26 protein-coding genes are annotated in these 22,248 nt (G+C 46.4%); 17 read left to right on the forward strand and 9 right to left on the reverse strand.

What is annotated here, in order from left to right; genetic code table 11:
* The first annotated feature begins 247 nt into the window (after window positions 1-247).
* Window positions 248-706: a CesT family type III secretion system chaperone gene (locus tag L1076_RS11660; RefSeq protein WP_237303644.1), complete on the forward strand. Its 459-nt coding sequence runs from the start codon at window positions 248-250 to the stop codon at window positions 704-706.
* A gap of 11 nt (window positions 707-717) precedes the next feature.
* Window positions 718-2,196, forward strand: a complete 1,479-nt coding sequence (locus tag L1076_RS11665; protein ID WP_104034910.1) for a cation transporter — start codon at window positions 718-720, stop codon at window positions 2,194-2,196.
* Between the two features lie 153 nt (window positions 2,197-2,349).
* Here the strand turns inward: L1076_RS11665 and sctU are convergent, their stop codons facing one another.
* From sctU to vscN, 8 genes are read right to left on the reverse strand one after another with little or no spacing between them, the layout of a single operon-like run.
* Window positions 2,350-3,390 (reverse strand): type III secretion system export apparatus subunit SctU, encoded by a 1,041-nt coding sequence (gene sctU, locus L1076_RS11670; protein WP_237303645.1) that lies wholly within the window; start codon window positions 3,388-3,390, stop codon window positions 2,350-2,352.
* An 18-nt stretch (window positions 3,391-3,408) separates the two neighbouring features.
* Window positions 3,409-4,191, reverse strand: coding sequence for a type III secretion system export apparatus subunit SctT (gene sctT, locus L1076_RS11675; RefSeq protein ID WP_045424042.1), 783 nt, complete (start codon window positions 4,189-4,191; stop codon window positions 3,409-3,411).
* Complete coding sequence (vscS, locus tag L1076_RS11680; RefSeq protein ID WP_005426136.1) at window positions 4,188-4,454, reverse strand: SctS family type III secretion system export apparatus subunit VscS; 267 nt, start codon at window positions 4,452-4,454, stop codon at window positions 4,188-4,190. The genes sctT and vscS overlap by 4 nt, the downstream gene beginning before the upstream one ends.
* 13 nt (window positions 4,455-4,467) lie before the next feature.
* Window positions 4,468-5,118 carry a SctR family type III secretion system export apparatus subunit VscR gene (gene vscR / locus L1076_RS11685; RefSeq protein WP_038866882.1) on the reverse strand — a complete coding sequence of 217 codons (651 nt, stop codon included), beginning with the start codon at window positions 5,116-5,118 and terminating at the stop codon, window positions 4,468-4,470.
* Window positions 5,115-6,080, reverse strand: a complete 966-nt coding sequence (sctQ, locus tag L1076_RS11690) for a type III secretion system cytoplasmic ring protein SctQ (RefSeq protein ID WP_237303772.1) — start codon at window positions 6,078-6,080, stop codon at window positions 5,115-5,117. Before sctQ ends, vscR begins: the two co-directional genes overlap by 4 nt.
* Window positions 6,080-7,432, reverse strand: a complete 1,353-nt coding sequence (locus L1076_RS11695) for a type III secretion system needle length determinant (RefSeq protein ID WP_237303646.1) — start codon at window positions 7,430-7,432, stop codon at window positions 6,080-6,082. The genes sctQ and L1076_RS11695 overlap by 1 nt, the downstream gene beginning before the upstream one ends.
* A 9-nt stretch (window positions 7,433-7,441) precedes the next feature.
* Window positions 7,442-7,903 (reverse strand): YscO family type III secretion system apparatus protein, encoded by a 462-nt coding sequence (locus L1076_RS11700; protein ID WP_237303647.1) that lies wholly within the window; start codon window positions 7,901-7,903, stop codon window positions 7,442-7,444.
* The gene (gene vscN / locus L1076_RS11705) at window positions 7,900-9,222 is read right to left on the reverse strand and encodes a SctN family type III secretion system ATPase VscN (protein WP_038875771.1); all 1,323 of its coding nucleotides are present in this window, start codon (window positions 9,220-9,222) and stop codon (window positions 7,900-7,902) included. The genes L1076_RS11700 and vscN overlap by 4 nt, the downstream gene beginning before the upstream one ends.
* A gap of 186 nt (window positions 9,223-9,408) precedes the next feature.
* Here vscN and sctW point away from each other — a divergent pair, with 186 nt between their 5' ends.
* The 12 genes from sctW to vopD are packed head-to-tail and all read left to right on the forward strand — an operon-like array spanning window position 9,409 to window position 19,069.
* Window positions 9,409-10,302: a type III secretion system gatekeeper subunit SctW gene (sctW, locus tag L1076_RS11710; RefSeq protein WP_237303648.1), complete on the forward strand. Its 894-nt coding sequence runs from the start codon at window positions 9,409-9,411 to the stop codon at window positions 10,300-10,302.
* Window positions 10,283-10,567, forward strand: a complete 285-nt coding sequence (locus L1076_RS11715) for a TyeA family type III secretion system gatekeeper subunit (RefSeq protein ID WP_005426113.1) — start codon at window positions 10,283-10,285, stop codon at window positions 10,565-10,567. Before sctW ends, L1076_RS11715 begins: the two co-directional genes overlap by 20 nt.
* Window positions 10,554-10,928 carry a type III secretion chaperone SycN gene (sycN, locus tag L1076_RS11720; protein ID WP_038875764.1) on the forward strand — a complete coding sequence of 125 codons (375 nt, stop codon included), beginning with the start codon at window positions 10,554-10,556 and terminating at the stop codon, window positions 10,926-10,928. The genes L1076_RS11715 and sycN overlap by 14 nt, the downstream gene beginning before the upstream one ends.
* Complete coding sequence (gene vscX, locus L1076_RS11725; protein ID WP_038875761.1) at window positions 10,925-11,302, forward strand: type III secretion system protein VscX; 378 nt, start codon at window positions 10,925-10,927, stop codon at window positions 11,300-11,302. Before sycN ends, vscX begins: the two co-directional genes overlap by 4 nt.
* A 5-nt stretch (window positions 11,303-11,307) precedes the next feature.
* The gene (gene vscY / locus L1076_RS11730; RefSeq protein ID WP_237303649.1) at window positions 11,308-11,646 is read left to right on the forward strand and encodes a type III secretion system chaperone VscY; all 339 of its coding nucleotides are present in this window, start codon (window positions 11,308-11,310) and stop codon (window positions 11,644-11,646) included.
* Window positions 11,630-13,756, forward strand: a complete 2,127-nt coding sequence (vcrD, locus tag L1076_RS11735; protein ID WP_343231848.1) for a SctV family type III secretion system export apparatus subunit VcrD — start codon at window positions 11,630-11,632, stop codon at window positions 13,754-13,756. Before vscY ends, vcrD begins: the two co-directional genes overlap by 17 nt.
* A complete protein-coding gene (locus tag L1076_RS11740) occupies window positions 13,756-14,169 on the forward strand; it encodes an LcrR family type III secretion system chaperone (RefSeq protein WP_038866895.1) in 414 nt (137 codons plus the stop codon). The genes vcrD and L1076_RS11740 overlap by 1 nt, the downstream gene beginning before the upstream one ends.
* A 60-nt stretch (window positions 14,170-14,229) precedes the next feature.
* Window positions 14,230-14,520: an LcrG family type III secretion system chaperone gene (locus tag L1076_RS11745; protein WP_005426293.1), complete on the forward strand. Its 291-nt coding sequence runs from the start codon at window positions 14,230-14,232 to the stop codon at window positions 14,518-14,520.
* A 10-nt stretch (window positions 14,521-14,530) separates the two neighbouring features.
* A complete protein-coding gene (locus tag L1076_RS11750) occupies window positions 14,531-16,348 on the forward strand; it encodes a virulence-associated V antigen (RefSeq protein ID WP_237303651.1) in 1,818 nt (605 codons plus the stop codon).
* Between the two features lie 12 nt (window positions 16,349-16,360).
* Complete coding sequence (gene vcrH, locus L1076_RS11755; protein WP_005426175.1) at window positions 16,361-16,852, forward strand: SycD/LcrH family type III secretion system chaperone VcrH; 492 nt, start codon at window positions 16,361-16,363, stop codon at window positions 16,850-16,852.
* A gap of 3 nt (window positions 16,853-16,855) precedes the next feature.
* The gene (gene vopB / locus L1076_RS11760; protein ID WP_237303652.1) at window positions 16,856-18,055 is read left to right on the forward strand and encodes a type III secretion system translocon subunit VopB; all 1,200 of its coding nucleotides are present in this window, start codon (window positions 16,856-16,858) and stop codon (window positions 18,053-18,055) included.
* Between the two features lie 9 nt (window positions 18,056-18,064).
* Entirely contained in the window at window positions 18,065-19,069 is a 1,005-nt protein-coding gene (vopD, locus tag L1076_RS11765) for a type III secretion system translocon subunit VopD (protein ID WP_237303653.1), read from the forward strand.
* Window positions 19,070-19,132: 63 nt separating this feature from the next.
* On the opposite strand, the gene L1076_RS11770 is transcribed toward vopD, so the two are convergent.
* On the reverse strand, window positions 19,133-19,504 hold the full coding sequence (locus L1076_RS11770) for a zf-TFIIB domain-containing protein (RefSeq protein WP_005528920.1): 372 nt from the start codon (window positions 19,502-19,504) through the stop codon (window positions 19,133-19,135).
* A 381-nt stretch (window positions 19,505-19,885) separates the two neighbouring features.
* On the opposite strand from L1076_RS11770, the gene L1076_RS11775 reads away from it, so the two are divergent.
* The 3 genes from L1076_RS11775 (at window position 19,886) to L1076_RS11785 (ending at window position 22,246) form a co-directional block, all read left to right on the forward strand.
* Entirely contained in the window at window positions 19,886-20,650 is a 765-nt protein-coding gene (locus L1076_RS11775) for a nitrilase-related carbon-nitrogen hydrolase (RefSeq protein ID WP_054755798.1), read from the forward strand.
* Between the two features lie 30 nt (window positions 20,651-20,680).
* Complete coding sequence (locus L1076_RS11780; RefSeq protein WP_054755800.1) at window positions 20,681-21,124, forward strand: DUF3291 domain-containing protein; 444 nt, start codon at window positions 20,681-20,683, stop codon at window positions 21,122-21,124.
* Window positions 21,125-22,006: 882 nt separating this feature from the next.
* Complete coding sequence (locus L1076_RS11785) at window positions 22,007-22,246, forward strand: hypothetical protein (RefSeq protein WP_054755804.1); 240 nt, start codon at window positions 22,007-22,009, stop codon at window positions 22,244-22,246.
* Window positions 22,247-22,248: the final 2 nt, after the last annotated feature.

Raw genomic sequence — 22,248 nt, forward strand, 5'->3', positions numbered from 1 at the left:
CATTAATAGTTTTGATGTTTCACCCTTGGATTAATCAATTGAACTTATTGGCGGATTCTTATCTTTAAATAGCTTGTTTAAAACGAATTTTTATATTCACTCCGCTAGGTTTTATTTAAGTATTTATTTCTATTATTTTGTGCAGTAGTTCACGAGAGGTAATGGAAAACAACAAAATAAAAGCTAATTTCGACATCGCAAACTTTCTATTTACGTTTTACTAGAGAGAGTAAATTGAGGAGTTGCAATGAATACACTACAAGTTCTATTAAATGAGTTTTGTGAGATAAATGAGCTACCGCCACTGAACTTTTCTGAAGAAGGTCGCTGTCAGTTATTAGTTGATGACCGTTACGTGATTTACTTTAGCGCAACAGATAATCATGATCTTATTCTTTCCGTGGCTTTTGGTGGACTCAAAAAAAATGGTGAACTAAGGGTGAAAGGTCTTGAGCTCATAGCTCATGCCAATTACTTCGCCATTGCAGAAGGGGGCCTAACCCTGTCACTGACACCAAATGGCAGGCAGCTTGTTCTCGCGGGCAGGAAGCCAATAGAGCACTTAGATGCCGCGAGTTTGTCAACTTGGTTCCATGCGCTCAATGAGCAAGCTCAGCTCTGGCAAGCCCGATTTGCGATGCTAGACCAAGACATCACTCCATTACCCAACACACAGCTATCTCACGTACAGACCCTTCGAGTCTAAGGAGTTCATCCATGGTAAATCCAACGAATAAAATCAGCCAAAGCCCGGTTCCTAACTTAGACCAATTTCGTTCTGTTGCGGCGCAAAAAGATGACCGAGTGATTAGCAAGCGTGGCAAGGTAAAAGAGCCGTCGACTTTCCATAAAGGGCAAAAATTTGCAGCAGTGAGTGAACATTTACTGCGCTCAAAATACCCAAAGTACTTTCAAGAAAATATTAAGACTCATCTTGATTTAAAGCAGGCGTTATTAAAACAAGAAAAGCCAGAGACGGCATTGTTAGCTTTCTCCCTTGTCAGCCCATCAGGGTACCGAGGTGAACCGCTGACGGAACGAAAGATCCTTGAAGTAGTGAACTTGTTGGAAGAGGTTAAGATTGACGGTAGCGCTTATGAAAACCTCAAAGGTACGTTTGATTCGATCAGTCACGATCCTCGCTTACAGGTGAGCATCGAAAATCAATATCCAGGAAAAATGGACGGCTTTGGGGCAGAGTTGCTTGAGATGGCAAAAGATAAGCTCAAAGGCACTGGTGTGAATGCGGCGATTAACCTTGCCTTGCCGGGCGTTGGATTGCTGGTGGCGACAGGTCGTGAGTTGCACAAAGCAGCGGTAAATGGCGATGCAGAGGCTTACCATCATCAATTGGATCAAATTGCGCAACTGCCCGGTCGTGATCAGAGACTTGCGTTGCCGATGCAACAAGCCTTAGCACACGGACACGCCACCTTGTCGACTGAAGGTGCTGTTACAGCAACATTAGGGATGGCTACAGGCAGTCTTGGTGCTTTTGGAGTCAACTCTGTGGGGACGGCGGGTGTGCTTCCTGTTGCAAAAGAAGCATTGGGCAGTGCTGCGGCATCAGGCTTAATCAGTGGTTCTGGTTTTGTGGCAGGTCAAGCGGGCTCGTATGGTTTGAATAACGAAGCTCAAGAGGTGTTTCGTCAAGATCCCATGTCTGGTGTGCTACCACGTATTGAAGTGTCTAACAGCAAAGGAGACTTTACCTTTAGTATGCAAGATTCCGCGTCAGTACGTGCTTTGATGGCGTATTTAGGCCCAAAAGAGGACAAGTCGATGACGTCTCCTCAAGCGCCGAAAGAAGCACAGGAAATGGAAACAGCGCGCTTAACGCTCAAGAAGATGCTGGGCTCTGAAGCCAGTGAACACTTGGTGCCAGATGTCGATCCTATGCTTAAACTGAGTGTGGAAGATGCTCCAAGTCAAACTGAATCCGTGGCGAATGGTGCGTTTAAGAAACTGCTTAGTGAAGATTGGGACTGGTTGATGCCAGCCGTCCGAGCCATTGATCAAGGTAAGGCACAGGACATCAATAAGACCTTGACCTACAAACTGCCTCTCGATGCAGAAAATGGACGAGTGTACTTGGATAAAAGCCCGAACCTGAGTGAAGGGCAATTATTAGCGTTAGAGAAGCTAGGCTCACCAAGCCAGTTAAGATTGATGTACTTAGCAGAAGGCTGGGTTTAATCCGTTGAGTTTAAAAGCTCGCGGCTAAATCGTAGTTAAGAAGAAAAGCAAAAGGGAGCGTAAGCTCCCTTTGTGTTCAGTTAAATTCCTTAAAAAACAGTGCCAATGCCTGTTCCTATAAAGACAAAATAAATCCGTTTCCCGTTATTCCTCTTACTGCTCAAGAGACGCAACCCAACGCAGGATCTCGGCGGTGGCTTCAATAAGATCGCCAGGAATGTATTGGTTTAATTGACCATCGGCATAAAGGGCACGTGCGAGCGGCACTTTTTGCATCACAGGGATGCCTTCTTCGTGGGCTATCGCGATCATACGTTTCGCCATCGCATCGGTTTCTTTAAGGGTTATCACAGGCAGCGGTGTTTCGCCCTTTTTGTAGTACAAACCAATAGCGATGTGGGTTGGGTTCGTGACCAACACATTCGAACGTTTAACGTTATCTCTTTGGTTCGAAGCTTGCAGCTCTTGGTGTAACTGACGACGCTTACTCTTGATTTCCGGGCTGCCCTCCATCTCTTTATATTCGCGTTTAACTTCGTCTTTAGTCATCTTTAGTTGCTTGGTGTGGTCGAACTTTTGGTAAGCGTAATCGGCAGCTGCAATCACAATAAAGCCGACGGAAGAGATGATCATGAGTTGTTTCACCAATACGCCGGTGATGGTCGGTACACACTCTAATCCGCATGTCGGGATTTGCAGTAGCGTGTTTAAGTTGCCTTTCAGTGTTACCCAAATGATGCAGGAAAGGAGCGAGACTTTAAGAATTGACTTAATAAACTCAATGATGCTCTTTAGCGAGAAAATTCGTTTCGCCCCTTCGACGGGGTTGATCTTTTTGATATCTGGTTTGACGGATTCACCACTAAATAGCAAGCCGAATTGCCCCATGTTCGACATGATGGCAATCAATGCCGCCACGATCAGGATCGGTGCTAGTAGGTAGACCATTTCTTTGGCAATAGCGATGGCTACGTCAAGCAACGCATCCTGAAACCCTTGATAAGCCAACTCACTAGGTAACAAAAGTAGGGCAGAGATGTGCGACATATAGTAGTCAGCAAAGGCAAATAAGACGGCAATTAGGGCTAGGATTAACGCCGATGAGACGACTTCCTGACTTTTGGCGACTTGCCCTTTTTGCCGGGCATCCCGAAGTTTTTTCGGGGTGGGGAGTTCTGTTTTTTCTCCGCTCATTGCTCTTCCTGTCTGTTATTACCAAATGGTATTGAGCTGTTCTCTGAAAAGTACGATTTCAGAGAAAAGGGCTTGAAAGTGGTCCATCATCAATGCCAAATAAACAATCAATAGCACGCTGGCAATGGCACTTTTGATCGGCATGGCTAAAGAGAAAACGTTCAGCTGTGGGGCGAAGCGGCTAATCAGCGCGAGTCCAAACTCGGCAAGGAACATGGCTAAAACCAAAGGCGCAGACATCAAAACGCCAAGCCACATAAGTTGCTCGAACTGAGCGTAGAAAAAGTGCACCCATTCCTCAGTGACGGTTGGGAAAAAGCTAATCACAGGCCACGACGCATAGCTGTTAAACAGTGCATAAATAAAAGCGACAAAGCCACCACCGGAGAAGAACAAGGTGATCAGAGTTTGAGTCAATAGCACGGCCGTTGGCGTTGACTGAGAGCCGAGAGTGGGGTTAAACATACTTGCCATCGCAGCACCACGTTGGTTATCCACCAAAAAGCCTGCTGCCTCAATAGCCCAAAAAGGGATTGCTGCAACAAAGCCAATCAGCATACCCAATAACACCTCTTTGCCTAAGATGACCATCAACCAAATCCCATCCGTTTCTGCGGGCAGGTCTTGTTGGTTGATCATTGGGAAGATAAACAGTGCAAGCGAGCACAAAACACCATTTCTTACCAAGGTACCACCCAGCATTTGCTTGTTTAAGATCGGCAAAAATATAAAGCAAGCCATTAGCCTAGGGAGCGTCAAGCTGTATAGGAACAGGGCTTGGTGCAAATCATCGTAACTCATCGTATTTGCGGGATTTTATCCAAGGTCAACGTGGCAAATGAATGCAGCTCGGCGCCCAGCCATTGTGTGGTAACAAATAGGGTAATGATGACGGCGATCAGTTTGACGACAAAGCCTAACGTCTGTTCTTGTACTTGTGTTAGCGCTTGGACGAGAGAGACCAAGGTACCGACAAGTGCCGCAACCAAAATCGGTGGCAGCGACAAGAACAGAACAAGCGTTAGAGCCTGAGTGGTGAAGTGGATGATTTCAGCCGGATTCATGCTTCTCTCCTCATTATCCGTAACTGAGCACTAGGCCATGGGTCAACTTGGTCCAACCGTCTAGCAACACAAAGAGCAACAACTTGAATGGCAGTGAGATGGTCATTGGCGAGACCATCATCATGCCCATTGCCAGCAAGATGTTGGATACGATCAGATCGATAGCGATGAATGGCAGGTACAACAAGAAGCCAATCTCAAACGCTCTAGTGAGCTCACTCACGGTAAAAGCGGGGAGCAACAACAATAAGCTGTCTGACTCTAAACGGTCGACGTACTTTTGTGGCCACAAGGTTCTTGCTGCATCGGTAAAAAAGACCGATTCAGTTTCACGGATGTGCTTTTTTAAAAACTCACGATACGGCTGCAATCCACTTTCGATTAAACCTTCGATGCTCTCTGAATCTTCAAGTGAGATTTCGTGCTGGGTCACGTAGTCATAGGTTTCAAACCCTACTGGCGCCATGATGAAGATCGACAGAATGATCGCCAATCCGTACAAGGCCATATTGGGTGGAATCTGTTGTACACCTAGTGCATTTCTTAGCAGAGAGAAAACCACGGCCAGTTTAACGAAGGAGGTCGCCATCATTGCAATGAAAGGAACCAGAGCAAGAAGGGCAAGTGTGACGATGAGGTTCAGTTCATCAGGTAACTGGATCATGCTGGCTCCTGACTGCCGCCAAACAGCTCGAGCACGCGCACACCCAAGCGTTCATTGATGTTCACAAGCTCGCATTCCCCAATGATTTTTCCGTTTGCTCGCATGGTGACTGGGTTAGAAATTGGTTGGTTAAGCTCAAAGATAAACCCTGGTTGCAGTGCGTTAAGTTGTTCTAAAGTAATGGTTTGCTGACCAACATCGAAAGTCAGTTCAATTGGCAATTGCTGGTGGTCGGTAAGTGCTTCAGAGCTGTTGATATCGTTCATATTGGTTTCTTTTTTTTGGATATGGAGTGTCGTATTGTCGAGTTGGCATCGCCAAAGGTTCTGATTCGAGACCTGAAGCAGCACTTGGTGTTGCGCGATGTAGCAATCATCGAAAAACACCACATCGCCCAGTGCCAGTTGCTCAAATTGACTGAGCGCCAAACGCGTTTTTCCAAAGCTCAACCAGAAGGGCAGTGCGATGTTTTGGCTCAGGTAAGAGGTCGCTTGTGGCAGAGTGTCAATCAACACATCTCGACCTTCATGGACCCACAGGCTAAGAGAGACATCATCGCGATTGATTGTGAGCATCAACACGTTTTCTTCTGGTGTAGGCTGCTCATGAACTTGCAACTTGCTCAATACCGGAAGTTGTCCAAATAAGCGCTTAATCACGTCGGTGTAGGGCTCAATTTGGCTACTGAGCAGCGCCAATTGCAATGAGTTTGGCAGTGATTCAAATGCCGTCGAGTCAAGAATGCCATGTAACCATTGCTGTAATTGCGCACCGCTGAAATCGATTTGAATGGTTTGCCCACCAATGAGTAGCATTAAACGATAGCCAGAAAACTCCGGTTTTTGGCCAAGCGTGACCGATAAGCTATTGCTCTGACTATCTTGAAAGTGGCACTGTTTTGCGCACAGTTGATTGCTCAGCGCGATGCTTGAAGGTTCGACCTTTGGGAAATCTAATATCATCATTCGTCCTCAGGCTTCCATTCATCGTAAATGCTGCGTTGTTGTCGTGAGCGTTGTTGGTCTTGTTGTTGGTTCATCTGTTCGCTGACTGCAATTCGAATTGGTTGGTCGATGCCTAAACGTTGCAGACGCTCGGTCAACTCTTGCTTAGCCGTTTGGTTGATCAGCGAAAGAGCGTGCTCTTGCTTAATCAGCACGCTGTAGCCAGAACTGTCCTGCTTGATGGAGATCTCGCCGCCTTTTAATTGGCCTTCATTCAGAAGCAGGCGAACTTCTTTCTCGTTTGCTGAAGGAAGAGACACGTAGATTTTGTCGACTAACTTATTAATCAATTCGTTTACGTCTTGAGCTCTGTTCTGGGGTGCGTGTGTCTCTACGTTTTTAAGGATGACGTCGCCTTGCGCTGTCGATTGGCTTAGGTTGCCCGTCGGGTGAAGCTTAGCGTCCGACTCTGAACTTAGATGACGCTGTTCGATGTGCTTCACCGGCTTAACCTTCTCTTCAAGTGCGGACAATGCGGCTTTCGAGTCGACAATTTTCGAGTCCACAATAGCAGTAGCGTCTTTTGTGGTTGGGTCGAGTTTGTGAGCCGCTGCATCCAATTTATGCAGTTGACCTTGCAGCACACTCTGCACGGTTGATGGCTCAGCTTTGTTCCGCAGATTGGCTTGGTCAGTCTGAATCGGTAATACCTGATCCTTTAGAGCGTTAGGCAAGCTGGTCATCGGTATTTTAGGAGCACGAGACGAACCATTATCTAATGGTGCCGTGCTTACCGAGCTGACTTGCTTATTGTTCGAGTCTTTTTCTGCCGCGGAATTAGAAGGCAACAGCTGTGATTTATCCGCTTCTTTACTTCCTAACGACTGCTCGATTAGAGAGTGTGGCTTTACGGGTTTGGCAGTATCTGAATGTGGCTCTTTCGTAGGGCGCTCTGAAGCCTCGCTATGGCTCTCTTCGTTTTTATCTTTGTTGTCCATTACCTGCACGGTTTCTCTTTCTGAGAGATCGTGACTTGGCTTTTCTGGGTGCAAACCAGCGTCTGACTTCTCATTAGCAGGCTGATCTTTCAAGTTTTCAGGGTGCTCTTGGCCACCCTCGATCTGCTCTTTCCCCGCATCAGGAATAGAACTGCTGACCTTGCCTTTGTGCTTCATGCCATCGAGCTTATCTGCGTTCAATACAGCAGCGAATAAGCGAGAGGTCTCTGACTCATGTTCGCTCTCTGCTTGCGTTGGCTTAAGTGCATTATTAAAGCGAGATTCGAGCTCTTCTGAGATTTGGTTGACTGGCCTCTGTTGAACCTGTTGCGGACGTTCAGTTGTGTTTGGATGATCGTTTTTGACTCGCATCTTTACCTTCTATGAAACAACAACGCTGCGAAACTCTTCTTGTTCGAGCTCTTCTTGATACTGCACTTGGCGTGCTTGCTCAGCGATTTCTTGTTCGTTTAATTGAATGAATTTTTCTTTGGTTTTATGGGCGGCCAGAGCTTCTTGCTTGCTTTCCTTGAGTCGCTGGTTCTCTTGTTCCAATGCCTTTTTATCTTCTGCAGCTCGTTGTTTTAAATCGGCTTCTCTTTCCCTTAACAGCGCGATTTCTTGCCGCAATATTTCAAGTTCTTTTAGAACGACAGTTTTCTGTTTGGCTTTCGCAAAGCGCCGTTCTTCTTCCTCTTCGCGCCATTGACGATAATCAACGACAGACTGTTCCGCCTTTCGGAGTGAGGCTCGTGCGTTATTGACTCGATACTCTTGTTGCTGAACCGCGCGATCGGCACGGTCTGCACGAATTTTTTTTATCTCTAGCAATTGCTCGATCATAAGCCTGCAAGCCCACGCAGCTGTGTGACGGTCTCTTCGAGCTCACTTGGCTCGTGCGTGCCTTGGCGTAAGAACGCTCGGATATCATCTCCCTGTGCGATGGCCATATCCGCGCGACTGTCGGCGCCGTGTTGGTATTCACCAATTTTGATCAGCAGTTCGACTTCTTCATATTTGGCCAGCATTTCACGCATGTGAGCCGCGGACGCTTGATGAGTTTTATCGACGATTTGGTTCATCACACGGCTAGCTGAACGAAGCACATCAATGGCTGGATAGTGGTTCATCGCCGCCAGTTTGCGAGAGAGAATGATGTGACCATCGAGTATCGAACGCGTCTCATCGGCCACTGGCTCAGTCATATCGTCGCCTTCCACAAGTACGGTATACAGCGCGGTGATGGAGCCTTTGTCTGATTGACCTGCACGTTCCATCAGTTTTGGTAGTGCAGCAAAAACAGAAGGCGGATAGCCTCGTCGTGTTGGCGGCTCGCCAGCTGCCAAGCCGATTTCACGTTGAGCTCGGGCAAAACGCGTCACCGAATCCATCAGCAGCAGGACACGCTTACCTTGGTCGCGGAAGTACTCCGCGATGGAGGTTGCAACGAACGCCGCTTTGGCTCGTTCCATTGCTGGCCGGTCTGAAGTTGCGACAACCAATACTGACCTTGCCATGCCTTCTTCGCCAAGGTCGTGCTCGATAAATTCTCTTACTTCACGGCCCCTTTCACCGATGAGGGCAAGCACGGTTACATCGACATCGGCAGAGCGAATAAGCTTGGCGAGCAGGGTACTTTTACCACCGCCAGCCGCAGCAAAAATGCCCATCCTTTGTCCTTCACCACAGGTGAGCAATCCGTCGATGGAGCGCACGCCCATCGAAATCGGCTTTTCGATCAGCTTTCTCTGCATTGGTGGCGGCGCATCACGATAAACCGGATACCAAGCGCTCGGTTCAGTGCTTTGAGAACCATCGAATGGCCGGCCCAGGCCATCGAGTATTTTCCCTAACAGATGATCGCCAACGCCGACTTCGTGCATTTTTCCAAGCGGGCTCACTTCGGTATTGGAGGAAATACCAAACATGTTGCCAAGTGGGGTAAGCAACGCATGGTGTTGCTGAAAACCCACCACTTCCGCAAGCAGCGACAAGGTTTGATCGGGGTTACGTAGCTCACAAAGCTCGCCGACACGAACACCAGGCACAACGGCTTTGATAATGGTGCCAGTAACCTGAGTCACGCGACCACGGATTTGGATCAAACGCGTTTGCTTGATGGCCGATTGTTGAGTTTCGGTGATGTATGAGAAGTCGTTCAATTTAAGAAAACATGCGCAATAACTGATGCTGGGAGAATAGAAAGGATGGCGCCGTATTTATAGTGACTATTGGTCGGGAGTTTTTAGAAAACTTAAAACGCCCTAAAAAAACACGTCTGATTTTGACAGCCGATTAAAAATGCAATTCCTATAATTCGCTCTTATTGTAGGAAGGAGTGCAAATCAATGAGCACTATCAATAGCCAAATTTTAACGGGCAACAAATTTGACGCGCCAATTCGAAGTAACCTTGAGTCTTCCCGCACGGGAGCCTCAGTCAATGGTAATTATCGAGGTGAAACTGTCCGCGTACACAATGCAACTCAGTCGTTGTTTGATGCAATGGAAGAGCTGACGGCGTTAGGTTCAGAAAAAGCAGAAAAAGATCTCACGAAACGCAAAGTGAAAGACGGCAGCATTCGCGTGAATGAAGCGCATGAGCTGGTTTCTGATTACCTAAGAAAAGTGCCTGATCTTGAGAAGAACCAAAAGATCAAAGACCTTGCTACCAAAATGGCAAGCGGCAACTTATCAACGATTGCTCAGTTACAGGCGTACCTCAACGGATTCTCTGAAGAGAAGAGTCATCAGTACCTCGCGCTGCAAGCAGTGAAAAAGTTCCTCGGAGCCAATCCGGAAAGTAAGAACCTATTAGCGCTGATAGACCAAGCCATTCTGACCTTTGAGCAGAACCCGGACTCTTGGGCTCAGATTGATACTGAAATTCGTGTTTCAAGCTTCGCGGATGAATACAGCCAAGAGCAAGGCTTTAGCAGTTTGCACCAATTGCGTGGTTTCTATCGCGACACGGTACATAGCTACGAAGGTTTAGGCTCAGCATACAAGGATGTGGTTGAGCGTTTTGGTGCAAAAGAGGTCTCCACGGCGGTCGATTTTATGTTGCAGGGCATGAGCGCAGATTTGAGCGTTCAAGGTAGCAATATTGACTCCGTTAAGCTTCAGCTTCTGATGTCCGATATGCAAAAACTTAAGACGTTGAATACGCTTCAAGACCAAGTTAGTAACCTCTACCAGATGTTCAAACCTCAGCAGGCAAACTATGGCTTATCAAGTTACTGATTTGATGTCAGATGTCATCGCTTTGGTTGAACAGCGTTGGGTTGGAAGTGCCGAGATATGGAACCTAGTGAACGCCATGGAGTTGGCATCCACGGAGCGAAAAATTAGCTTTTTTAGGGAACTGCACAAACTGATTCGCCATATTCCAATTGATGTATTTAACGACGAAGAACAGCGACAAAACCTAATACAAGCTGTGCAAAAGGCGCTTGATGAAGCGATTGATTTAGAAGAAGAGGAAATGTGGGACGATGAATTGGATTGATGCGTCAGTGGATGATTTTTGCCGAGGAATGGGACTTGAAGCGGTGGACTTCTCGTCAGCAGGACGTGTTCAACTGAGCTTCGAGCAAAGCGGCACTCTGCATATCGAGAAGCATCAGGACTGCCTGTTTCTTATGCTGGCGAAACCGCTGCCTTGGCACCAGTCGAATGAGCCGATTAAAAAGGCGTTGAGTTTTTGCCATGCAGGTCAAGGTTGGCCATTTCTCATTAAGACTGGGTTGCTGGATGAACAGACACTGGTCTTCTCTGCACAAATTGAAGGGGATGAAGTGACCTTGCCAACCATCGAACAAGCGTTCGCTCTACTGGCTCGTTTACATAAAGATGTGGCGGATTCATGAGTCGCATCAGTACATTAAACGTTGGTATTGAAGGCTTTACTCACGTTTCACTTGAACAAGTTGAAAACGACTTCCCACAGCGCTTTCAACTGTTGCCTGATGGTCAAGCCATCGCGACTCACCTAGAGAAACTGTACGAGCTTCGCCCCTCTGAGCAGTACTTGATGTCGCTTGCCAAGCCAAAGTTGACGCATTCGGAGCTACTTCGCCCAGACAAATACCGTCAACAGTTTGATACCACTCAGCTGCGGCTTCAGGAATTGGCGCAGAAAAATGGTTCGCACGCGCTCAATCAGGCACTGGAAACACTGCAAAGTACCCAATTAGACCAACGTTATCTCACCATGGCGTTGAATCTACTGATTCAGGTTTAAGCCCCATGTTGCAAACGAAAGACGTGGAGCTGTTGCTTATCCACGCTGCACTCCAAGTTCAATATCAAAAGCCGGAACAAGCGATTACCTTGCTTGATGCACTGCTGGAAATCGAACCTCAGCATCAAGAAGCTCGCCAAACATTAGCAGTGGCATGCCTGAATTCGGGTCGATACACACGTTCAATCGAGTTGTGCGAAAGCTTATTGAAAACCGAACATTCAAATAAAGCGGGCTTGTGGTTTTGCCTAAGCCAAGCTCGCTGGAAACAACAGGATGTTGAAGGTGCCCGCCGCGCGCATCGACATTATCTACAATCTCTAAATAGTGAATCAAATGAATAAGTTGATCGATATTCTAAACAAAGTCGGACAGCGTAAAGACATCATGCTTGCCGTGATGTTACTTGCGATCGTCTTTATGATGATCTTGCCTTTACCTACGGCACTCGTGGACGTTTTGATCGGTACCAACATGAGTATTGCGGTCGTCTTATTGATGTTGGCTATCTACATCACGACACCGCTGGAATTCTCTGCATTCCCAGCCGTGCTTTTGATCACCACCTTGTTTCGCTTGTCGCTTTCTATTACGACAACGCGACTTATCTTGCTGCAAGGCGATGCAGGCCAGATCGTATATACCTTTGGTAACTTCGTGGTCGGCGGTAACTTGGTGGTGGGTATTGTTGTTTTCCTGATCATCACCATTGTTCAATTTATGGTGATCACCAAAGGTTCTGAAAGGGTTGCGGAAGTCAGCGCTCGATTCTCTCTTGATGCGATGCCAGGTAAGCAGATGAGTATCGACGGCGATATGCGTGCTGGGGTTATTGATGTTCATGAGGCGCGTCACCGCCGTTCATTGATCGAAAAAGAAAGCCAAATGTATGGCTCGATGGATGGTGCGATGAAGTTCGTGAAAGGCGACTCAATCGCGGGCCTGATTATCATCGTGGTAAACATTCTCGGTGGTGTCACCATCGGTGTGACTCAAAAGGGCATGTCTGCCTCTGAGGCACTTGAGCTGTTCGCAATCCTAACCGTCGGTGATGGTCTGGTTTCGCAGATCCCTGCACTATTTATCGCTATCACGGCCGGCATCATCGTTACTCGTGTTTCAAACGAGGACTCTTCTGACTTAGGCTCAGATATTGGTGGTCAGGTGACTGCTCAGCCAAGAGCTTTGTTGGTTGGTGGCGTTCTGCTTATCTTGTTTGCTCTTATTCCGGGCTTCCCGAAGGTTACCTTCCTGATTCTTGCCGCGATTGTTGGCGGTGGTGGCTTCTTCTTGTTCTACCAACAGAAAAAACAACACGAATCCGACAGTTCTGATTTACCTAGCTTCGTCGCCCAAGGTGCTGGTTCGCCAGCGGCTAAGCCTAATAAACCGACGCCATCTCGTAATAGCAAAGGCAAGCTGGGTGAGCAAGAAGAGTTTGCGATGACAGTACCGCTGCTCATCGACTTGGATTCTCGCTTACAAGAGAGTTTAGAAGCCGTGGCTCTGAACGATGAGCTTGCACGAGTCAGACGTGCGCTTTATCTCGATCTCGGTGTGCCGTTCCCCGGTATCCACTTACGCTTCAACGAAGGAATGAGTAACGGCGAGTACTTGATTCAATTGCAAGAAGTCCCCGTTGCTCGTGGGCGAATTGAAAGCGAAAAACTGCTGGTGACAGAAGGTAATGAACAGATTGATTTGCTGGGCATACCTTACGAAAAAGATGACGATTTTCTGCCGGGCATTACGAGTATTTGGGTCGATCAAAGTCATCACGAAAAGCTGCAAAACAGCCATGTGGGCTTTTTAACCCCCGATCGCATTCTGACTTATCACTTGTCTCACGTTTTGAAAGAGTACGCGCAAGACTTTATCGGTATTCAAGAGACCCGCTATCTGCTTGAGCAAATGGAAGGCAGCTATTCCGAACTAGTGAAAGAAGCGCAACGTATTGTGCCTCTGCAAAAGATGACGGAAATCCTGCAGCGTTTGGTTTCTGAAGACATTTCTATTCGTAATTTACGAGTGATTTTAGAAGCCATGGTGGAGTGGGGCCAGAAGGAGAAAGACGTGGTACAGCTGACGGAATATATCCGCTCAAGCTTGAAACGCTATATCTGTTACAAGTACGCCAGCGGTCAAAACATGCTGCCAGCCTATCTGTTGGATCAGAGTTTGGAGGATACGATCCGTAACGGCATTCGCCAGACTTCTGCGGGCAGTTACTTGGCGCTTGACCCTTCTGTCACTCAGCAATTTGTCAGCGACGTTAAGCAAACCATTGGTGATTTAAGCCGCATGCCAAATAAGCCTGTGCTGGTGGTGTCGATGGACGTGCGTCGTTACGTACGCAAACTGATTGAATCTGAATACTACGAGTTGCCGGTGTTGTCGTTCCAAGAGCTGACGCAACAAATCAATATTCAACCGCTTGGCAGGGTAGGTATGTGATGAAATGCCTTCTCACTCAGTCTCTAGTGGCGTCAGGCATCGAAGTGACGCCCTACTTTTGGCAGAAAAGTACCATCTTACTTGGTCATCGTTATGAATGTGATGGGATGGAGCTGGTCTTTCGTGTCGAAGAGGGCGAAATCATCATCGTATTGCTGCGAAGAATCAGCCCAAACCAAGGTCTAAGCAACCCTTTCTCCGCGCTATTTATGCTCGCAGAACATGCCATCCGTTTGTACCCGCTCGACTGGGCTATCCGTGGCAACGTTGATGTATTGCGAGGTAGCAACATGAGCAGCCATCGGTTAGCACAATTCTACTTACGCGCCTGTGGGGCGAGCCATGATGAACAAGAAGATTGGTACTTCTTGCGCCTCAGTGATTACCGCCCACTTAAAAAGAGAAAAAAGTAAAAACTCTCGACTGTTACTGACAGCATCCCAGAGATGCTTCGCTTTAAGATAGGACCCAAGATGAAGCAACCCTTTACTGAAACCATTGAAAACTCAGAACTTGCTATTCGCAATGCAGAAGACAGGACTGACGTATTCAATGAACTACTCGAAGGATTAGGCGTTGGTCCGGTAGCAGGCAACATTCTGCTCGATGGGTTAAACGCTTCGCCTCAATTGATGAAGCAAGCAGAGCATGAGCTGCTTGAAGAAGTACAACGCCGCAGACAACAACAGCATCAACCGCAAGCCGCGAGCACCAAAGGCACTAGGCGCAAGCGACCGACCATGATGCGTGGCATGGTGATCTAGAGGTTTTTACATGACGGATATGACAGCCATGAACTCCATCACCGGAGTTCTCAATACAACAGCCAATCGTGATTCTCAGATCGCATTCCAGCAGAGTTTGGTTAAGACCCTTTCTCCCATTCTAAGCGATGCCCGTATCGACCCGAATCAATTGGAGTCATTGATTCGCCAATTACCTATGGTCGTTGGGCGCACCGAACAAGAAAGCTTGGATCTTTATGCAGACTCATTGGAAACCTTGTTAAAGAAGCAAGATGCCTTTACCGGGACTGCTGCCGCTGAGACCGCTGCGCACTGGATGCAGTCACTGCAACACCAAGCGTTGAATGGTCAGATCGCACCTAAAGAAGTGGAGATGGGCGTTAATACTACGCTCGCACATCAATTCCAATCTTGGTTTAGCACACAGCTAAAAGACAAGGTCGACAGCTCGCTTCCGACCGATTTTGTCGCTAATTTCCGTTTGGGAAGCCAGAGTAACCAAGCACTGCAAATTGAAGCTTTAGATACGAGCGCCCTTAAAGCAGCAACGGCAGAGATTAGCTCGTTTGTAAATGCACTGGCAGTGCAAATGAGTGCCAGTGAGGTTCGTGAGAGTGCTATTCCGTTCTTGCGAAATGCCTTTGGTAATCTTGGTTCGGTCAACCTTAATGAGCTTAAGAATTCAGACTACTTCTTAACAGAAGAAAGCTTTAGAGCTGCTGTTACCGCTCAACTTGTTGCCTCTTTCAATAACATTGGGATCACCATCAGCACCGATGATGCACAGGCCTTGGCGAACAAGATTGCTTGGATTCCAGGCATGTCTAAGCAGGAACTTACCGATGCGCTAAATGGCTTAGCGACACAAGTAAAAGGACAGTTTGAAAATGCTTACGGCGCAGGTGGTGTTGCTCAACTGCAAACTATCCTTGATGCCGAAATCGCGAGAATAAAATCGGATCCTAGTGCGATCACCTTATCGAGTTTGTTCTCCAATATAGCCATTGCGCTTATCAACACTCAGATCGATGCGTTCTATAACGGCTTGCTCGATGTCCAGGTCACTCAAACAACACCGGAGCAACTTGAGCGGATTAAACAAAACACCGCACAAGATATCCGACTCCTTTTCGACAAAATAGTCGCAGGCCAAGACATCGGGACGGATTTCATTGCTCGTCATCAAAAAATGATGGAGAACCTAGAAAAGCTCAATGATCGTTTGGGCAAAATCACACCAGAGGAAGTTAGCAGTAAAGAAGTGAATGCCGAGCACGCATTGACCGCTCGTGACCTACTATCGGTGATTGAATCTAGTATCGGTGACCGCTTTGATGAACGCGTCTTGTTTGCTCTAAACGAGCGCCGAGTCGACCGCCTTGAAAAGCGTAACGAGCAAAAAGAACAACTCGAAGATCTAACGATCCAATTGAAAGTGTTTAGTGTCGTTCAGTCAAAAATACACTCGACCCAAAGTGTTGATGGCACTTACAAGCCGGGTGATTCAGCGAACAACTTTAAAGCCAGCGATTTTGGCTACGACAATGACGCGGCGTTTAAGGCTTCTCCTGAATACAAATACTTAAAAGACAACAACATCACCAACCATAAAGACTTTTTAGTAAAACAGGGAATGGAAGTTGGAAGCGACTCTTTCAAAGGGGACAAGCTGTCTAATTTCTCCAGTTCTGTCACCGCAGAATCTAAAGTGCTCAACGATGAAGTGCAGATTAAAACGACCGAGTTAAACGACACCAGTTCTCAGTACAACGCAACCGTTGAAGCGATGAACAAATTTGTTCAGAAGTACCACAGTATTTTACAAGAAATCCTACGAGCCCTTTAAGGATAAATAACCATGACTACACAAAACGCGCCAACTGACCCATCTCAAATGCAAGCAGAGGAACTCCTTTCATTTTTGGAAGAGGGGGGCACGCTAAAAATGCTGCACGATGTATCAGCAGACACCATCGAGCACATTTATGCGGTTGGATACAACTTTTTCCAGTCAGGCAAAATAGAGCAGGCTGCTAAGGTATTTCAGCTGCTTAGCATGCTTGATCACTATCAAGCGCGATTTTTCATTGGTTTGGGTGCGGCTCGTCAGGAACTGGGTGAGTACCTGCAGGCGCTTGACGCCTACAGCTACGCTGCGCTTGTGGACGTAAATGATCCACGCCCACCTTTCCACTCTGCAGAATGTCACCTCAAGCTTGAGCAACTGACGGAAGCGGAGAGTGGGTTTTACAGCGCGAAGGAGATGTCTGCTGGGAAATCAGAGTATGCAGACTTGCATCAACGAGCAGGCATCATGTTAGAAGCGGTGAGAAACAAAAGGAGTAACTAGAATATGAATTCTATTGCACTTGACCGCATTCAGAGTCAGGTATACACGCCTGATTCTGACCAAACTACGTTAAACAAGGTTAACAAGACCGCTGCTCATGCATCGCCGTCAGTAACCGTTGAAAACGTAAAAGGTAAAGATGCTGAAGCATTGAACACCGGTAAGGTAAAAGTTCAGCTTGATGCACCAAATGCCGCAGTCAGCGATAAGGTGAATGACCTTACGCTTAAAGCCATGGAGCAGCTACAAAAAATCGTAGACTCAATTGCCAAGGTTTTACACGCGGTTGCCGACAGTACGGGCTCGCTAGCAGTGAAAATCATCTCAGGTTATGCAGATGATTTTGAAGTTGAACTGGCTGCTATCACAGACAAACTGAAAAGCGCTCAAAACGAGCTCAAAATTCAGGAAGTGAAGGTAGCGAAAGCGAAGCACGAACAAGAAATGGCAGAAAACCTAGAGAAGATCAAAGAGTCTGAAGCGGCAGCGAAAGAAGCACAAAAATCGGGCTTAGCTTCCAAGATCTTCGGTTGGGTTAGCGCTGTGGTTTCTATTGTCGTTGGTGCAATCATGGTGGCGACGGGTGTTGGTGCGGCAGCTGGCGCATTAATGATCGCAGGCGGCGTGATGGGCGCAATCAACATGACTCTGCAAGAGCCTGCTGTTCAAGAGGCGATGAAAGAGGCCGGAATTAACGTCGACATACTTAATAAAGTCGTCATGGCGTTAGAGATTGCGACTGCCGTCATTGGCGCCGTAGTTACATTTGGTGGTGCAGCTGCGAGTGGTATTGCGAAGTTAGCGGCGAAAAGTGCAAGTTCAATTGCACAAAAAGTCACTGATATCGCAACCAAAGCGGCGACAAACATGGCGAAAATTGCCGATATGGGTTCTAAAGCGGCGACAACCACCGCGAAGGCAATCCGTTACGGTGCTGAGACCGTCGACCTTACTGTTAACGTAGGTAAGGGGACCACGGATAGTATTCATGCCGCGAACAATGCGCATGTAACTGAAATCCAAGCTGACATTACAGATTTAAGGGCGAAGATGACGCTTAGCCAAGCGGTGATCGACAAACTTAAACAAGAAATCGCCAAGCTGATGGAAGATTTCCAAGAGCTAATGAGTGTCATCATGCAGATGATTCAGGCGAAAGGCGAAACGATGCAAGCGGTAATGAGTCGTCCAGCGACGGTTTAAGGAGCAACCATGTTAGATAAAATTAGTAATACTGGACGCGCTGACCTTTACGGTTTGGGTGAACTAGGCAAAACAACTCAGGCCGAGAAAATGCCTGAGACGAAAGCCGAAGCTGCTGCTGTCCGTGGTAACAATGATCGTGCAGTAACGGGTGCGAAGAACTACCAATTGGATAGGCCAAAAGCCCCTGCGATTGGCGATCAAGCTCGTGTGGTAGAAAAGCTGATGAGCGCGTTGGCTCCAACCGTAAATCTATTAATGCAAACCACAGAAAAAGCACTGAATGGTGAGCAAGTGGTTAAGTCACCATCGGATACCATTTCGCAATCACTGTCTCTGATTACTCTGCTTTACCAAGTGTCTAAGCTAAGCCGTGAGCAACAGGTTCTGCAACGTGAAATTGCCGTTGAAGCAAACGTTGCAAGCATCAAGAGCCAAGCGGAAGAGTTGAACAACTCTGCTAAAGCGATGATCGCGATGGCGGTAGTATCAGGCGTATTGGCTGGTGTGACTGCTATTATCGGTGCCGTGGGTTCTTTCAAAGCGGGTAAAGAAATCAAGGCAGAGGTCGCGGGTAACAATGTATTGAAGACGCAAAAAGCAGGCTTTGATCAGGTTGAAGAGTTAATGGGCAATACTAACTTGTCGAAAACTCAACAAGATCAAGTGAGACGTGCTCATGCGTTCGCAAAAGATAGCATTACTGATACGACAAATACTTTGTCTAGTGGTGGCCGCAAGTTCGACAAGATGATGGGCGCAAACCAATCGAAGAACGCGGTATTGCAGGGACTTGGCCAAATGGCGAATTCAGCTGCAAATGTAGAGCAGACGAAAGCTCAAGCTCGAAGCAAAGAGGACGAGGTATTAGCAACTCGTGCTCAAGCAGACAAACAGAGAGCCGATGAAAACATTGGCTTCCAAGAAGGTTTGCTAAAAGAGCTGCGTGAGCTTTTCCGCTCTATCGCTGATAGTCAAAACCAAGCATGGCGTGCCTCTATCCCTACGGTATAGGTTTGCTATCAATCATCAAGGCGCTGGGAATGCAGCGCCTTTTTTATGGAAAGAAGAAATAAGCTACACGCGCTCAACCAAGCCAAATTTCTTGAAAAAATCAGATAGGTCGAGTGTCGCTAGATCTTTAAATTCACCGGCGTCATAGAAGCGGCCTTTACACGTAGGACAGCTTTCAAACCAGATATGTGGCTGTTTTGGATCGACCAATCGAAGCAGTTGATTGTTTGGGCATACAGGGCAATCGATACGATCAATCGCATTGAAGGCTTTTCCGATTTCTTCGTCACCTGAGTCAATCACATCAGCTAACGGCTTCATCGCTTCCACTTCGTAGGCGTCAATCCATAAGCCTTTACATTCAGTGCAGCGTTCGACATCGCCTAGCGGAGTTTGCAGTTGTTCAAAGTCAGAATTGCATTTTGGGCATTGCATTTTGTTTTTCCTTTTTATTTTCTAAAGAGAAGCGAGCCTAGTACTCCCAGCTCTCTTTGACGACAAATCAAAATACGACATCTCTCGTGCCATACGTTTTGAATCTTTTTTAGTTGTTTAGATTGTTTTTTTAGCAATGACGAGTCCATGATTGCTTGAGCCTAATAAGCAGCGTTCTCGGTGATGAATTCTTTTTAGAGAGCTTCTATCTTCGCTGGATGTCACGCTTTTGAATGAATCCGTTTGTTCATAAACTCATTGCTTATTTGAATGTGTTAAAAGGTATTGAAAAGTTATTTGAATTGAAAGGGTTGGCACGTCGAAGTGAGACGAGTAACCGAACAATCCTATAAATTTGAAAGGTCAGGGAGGTGGCTAAGAGTGAAGGTTGGTGTAGTTCAGATGAGGATGAGTTGGACGGTCCGAGAAAATCTAAAAACAATCGTTTCTCATGTTGAGAATATGAGGGCGTTAGATGCTCTGGTTTTCCCTGAACTCAGCCTTAGCGGTTTCCATCGCAACATCAAACAGGAATCGGAGCCTCAAACTATTCATCACGCTATTCAGACGTTATGCGAGCTTGCTTTCGATTACAAGACCACGCTTTTTATTGGTGCGCCGTTAACGGAAGGCGAGCGTATATTTAACAGCTACCTATGTATCGATGTTAATGGTGACGTCGTAGCGCAATGGAATAAAGTCGGGCTAACGGAAAGTGAGGCCAAGTTCTTTGCAATAGGCGAAAGACGTGAACTGCTTAACTTGGCGCAATCATCAATAACGAGTGTCATGTGTCGAGAGGTTGATGACATCGAATGGTTTTTATCTGAGGTACAAGAACAAGCCAGTTTGATCCTTTGGCCCAGCTACATCGGTCAACAATCGCAAGAGCAGCAAACGCAGGGCTACTACGAGCGAGCATCTCTTATTGCAAAAGAAGCAGGCGCTTTCGTCGTGCAATGCAATTGGCCTCATGCCTTGAATGACCCAAATTTGATAGGGATGGGAGGGAGTCATATTTATGATGATTCCGGCCAATGTATATACACAATGCCGGTCGACAAAGAGTCAGTTTGTATCTTGGATTTGAACCAAGGAACGGTAGAGCTTTTGAAAGCGGGATTAAAATCACTGAGTGAGTCGTAATTCTCAGTAATAAGGGCAAAGGAGGACGAAATGAAACTTGCTCAATTGAATATTGCTTTAGCGAAGTACCCACTCGATGCACCAGAGATAAAGGATTTCGTCGATAATCTCGACTTGGTGAACGGCATAGCGGAACAGAGTGAAGGCTTTGTTTGGCGACTCAAAGACGAATCCGGCGATGCCACCAATATTAAGCTATTCGATGACCCAAATATGATCATCAATATGTCGGTGTGGGATAACGTGGATACGCTGAAGAATTTTATGTTCCGAACCCATCATCGTGATTTCATGCGTCGTAAGGGGGAATGGTTTCATCGTTTAGTCGAAGATACCTATGTGCTTTGGTGGATTGAGGATAATCATACCCCAACAGCAGAAGAGGCTTTAGCTCGTCTACAGTCCCTTCGTGAAAACGGTGATACACCATATGCATTTACCTTTAAAGCAAACTTTACGTCTAATGATTTGTAAATCCGTCCACCAGTTAACAAGGATTCTAGTTAAGTTGCTCGAATAATACTTATCTGCTTTCGGGATATTATTGGTTCCGTGTTTAACTGAAATCAGTAAAGGTCGAATTTGGTTTAATAGGTAGATGGTAAAGTATCGATGGACATGTAATGCATGTGGCTTCGGAAATGCGGCAGAGGCGACTCATTGCAGTGAGTGTGGGTGTGTCGCAACTGCTAGTGCTGAGGAAATTGAAAGAGTTAAAGACCCAAAAAAATATTATCGCCAGCGAGTATTGACGGATTACAGGGGACGTATTCAAGGACTTATTGGAATCGAGACATTGCCTCTCATTTGTATAGCACTGGGTGGGCTCGATATACTGCCACTATCTATAGCCTCATGTATCTTGGAATAGCCATTTTCTTCCCGCCTACTTTTGAGTTTTTATTTTTGGAACAAAAAGGTTTGCTCTTGTGGCTTATGATAAGTCAGGTAAGGACTTATATCTAAAGTACTATCGAGAGGTAGGTAAATCGGTAAAAAATCTGAAGGCGCGTACTTAAATAATGGGTAAAGGGAAATTCATCACCGTCATTTCTTTATATATTGGTATTTAGTTCGCTAAATATTTTATCAATGTAATAATACGATATATTAGATTAGTAAACTCTTAATTTCCTTTATTAATTATACGCTTTTAGTCTTATATATTAAGTTATAGTTAATATAACTTTTGGTTTTAACATTATCATTGTTAATTTCCTGTCCAATTTGGAAAGGTGATATTTCCTTGTTTGTTTTAACTTCTCTATATCATTATATCGATAAAGCTTGAGTAATCATTGTCGCTCAAGTTATTAGCAAGACACTATTTCAATAATAGAGTAAGAGAGGTTAGTTATGAAAAGGCTGATAATCCTAGGTCTCGCAGTTTCCTTTGGTAACGCAGCTGTTGCTGGAGAAGACGCATACACGGGTACGATCGATATGACTATGCCGCAAGGCAATCAAGTGAAGTATGAACGAGTGGTTGACGCTGGTATCAAATTAAAAGGACGAAATGAAGATCGTGCTGGTGGCTTAGTCACTAAGAGCCAAGTGGATGAATCTCAGCCTATCGTGTTGAGAGGCCGTAGCTAAAC

The sequence above is a fragment of the Vibrio sp. MMG023 genome (genome assembly GCF_021654215.1).
GTDB lineage: Bacteria > Pseudomonadota > Gammaproteobacteria > Enterobacterales > Vibrionaceae > Vibrio > Vibrio jasicida.

Bases quoted from the DNA above. Each gene is read 5' to 3' on its own strand.
- L1076_RS11660 (WP_237303644.1), top strand. From the start codon at position 248: ATGAATACACTACAAGTTCTATTAAATGAGTTTTGTGAGATAAATGAG.
- L1076_RS11665 (WP_104034910.1), top strand. From the start codon at position 718: ATGGTAAATCCAACGAATAAAATCAGCCAAAGCCCGGTTCCTAACTTA.
- sctU (WP_237303645.1), bottom strand. From the start codon at position 3,390: ATGAGCGGAGAAAAAACAGAACTCCCCACCCCGAAAAAACTTCGGGAT.
- sctT (WP_045424042.1), bottom strand. From the start codon at position 4,191: ATGAGTTACGATGATTTGCACCAAGCCCTGTTCCTATACAGCTTGACG.
- vscS (WP_005426136.1), bottom strand. From the start codon at position 4,454: ATGAATCCGGCTGAAATCATCCACTTCACCACTCAGGCTCTAACGCTT.
- vscR (WP_038866882.1), bottom strand. From the start codon at position 5,118: ATGATCCAGTTACCTGATGAACTGAACCTCATCGTCACACTTGCCCTT.
- sctQ (WP_237303772.1), bottom strand. From the start codon at position 6,080: ATGATATTAGATTTCCCAAAGGTCGAACCTTCAAGCATCGCGCTGAGC.
- L1076_RS11695 (WP_237303646.1), bottom strand. From the start codon at position 7,432: ATGCGAGTCAAAAACGATCATCCAAACACAACTGAACGTCCGCAACAG.
- L1076_RS11700 (WP_237303647.1), bottom strand. From the start codon at position 7,903: ATGATCGAGCAATTGCTAGAGATAAAAAAAATTCGTGCAGACCGTGCC.
- sctW (WP_237303648.1), top strand. From the start codon at position 9,409: ATGAGCACTATCAATAGCCAAATTTTAACGGGCAACAAATTTGACGCG.
- L1076_RS11715 (WP_005426113.1), top strand. From the start codon at position 10,283: ATGGCTTATCAAGTTACTGATTTGATGTCAGATGTCATCGCTTTGGTT.
- sycN (WP_038875764.1), top strand. From the start codon at position 10,554: ATGAATTGGATTGATGCGTCAGTGGATGATTTTTGCCGAGGAATGGGA.
- vscX (WP_038875761.1), top strand. From the start codon at position 10,925: ATGAGTCGCATCAGTACATTAAACGTTGGTATTGAAGGCTTTACTCAC.
- vscY (WP_237303649.1), top strand. From the start codon at position 11,308: ATGTTGCAAACGAAAGACGTGGAGCTGTTGCTTATCCACGCTGCACTC.
- L1076_RS11740 (WP_038866895.1), top strand. From the start codon at position 13,756: ATGAAATGCCTTCTCACTCAGTCTCTAGTGGCGTCAGGCATCGAAGTG.
- L1076_RS11745 (WP_005426293.1), top strand. From the start codon at position 14,230: ATGAAGCAACCCTTTACTGAAACCATTGAAAACTCAGAACTTGCTATT.
- L1076_RS11750 (WP_237303651.1), top strand. From the start codon at position 14,531: ATGACGGATATGACAGCCATGAACTCCATCACCGGAGTTCTCAATACA.
- vcrH (WP_005426175.1), top strand. From the start codon at position 16,361: ATGACTACACAAAACGCGCCAACTGACCCATCTCAAATGCAAGCAGAG.
- vopB (WP_237303652.1), top strand. From the start codon at position 16,856: ATGAATTCTATTGCACTTGACCGCATTCAGAGTCAGGTATACACGCCT.
- vopD (WP_237303653.1), top strand. From the start codon at position 18,065: ATGTTAGATAAAATTAGTAATACTGGACGCGCTGACCTTTACGGTTTG.
- L1076_RS11770 (WP_005528920.1), bottom strand. From the start codon at position 19,504: ATGCAATGCCCAAAATGCAATTCTGACTTTGAACAACTGCAAACTCCG.
- L1076_RS11780 (WP_054755800.1), top strand. From the start codon at position 20,681: ATGAAACTTGCTCAATTGAATATTGCTTTAGCGAAGTACCCACTCGAT.
- L1076_RS11785 (WP_054755804.1), top strand. From the start codon at position 22,007: ATGAAAAGGCTGATAATCCTAGGTCTCGCAGTTTCCTTTGGTAACGCA.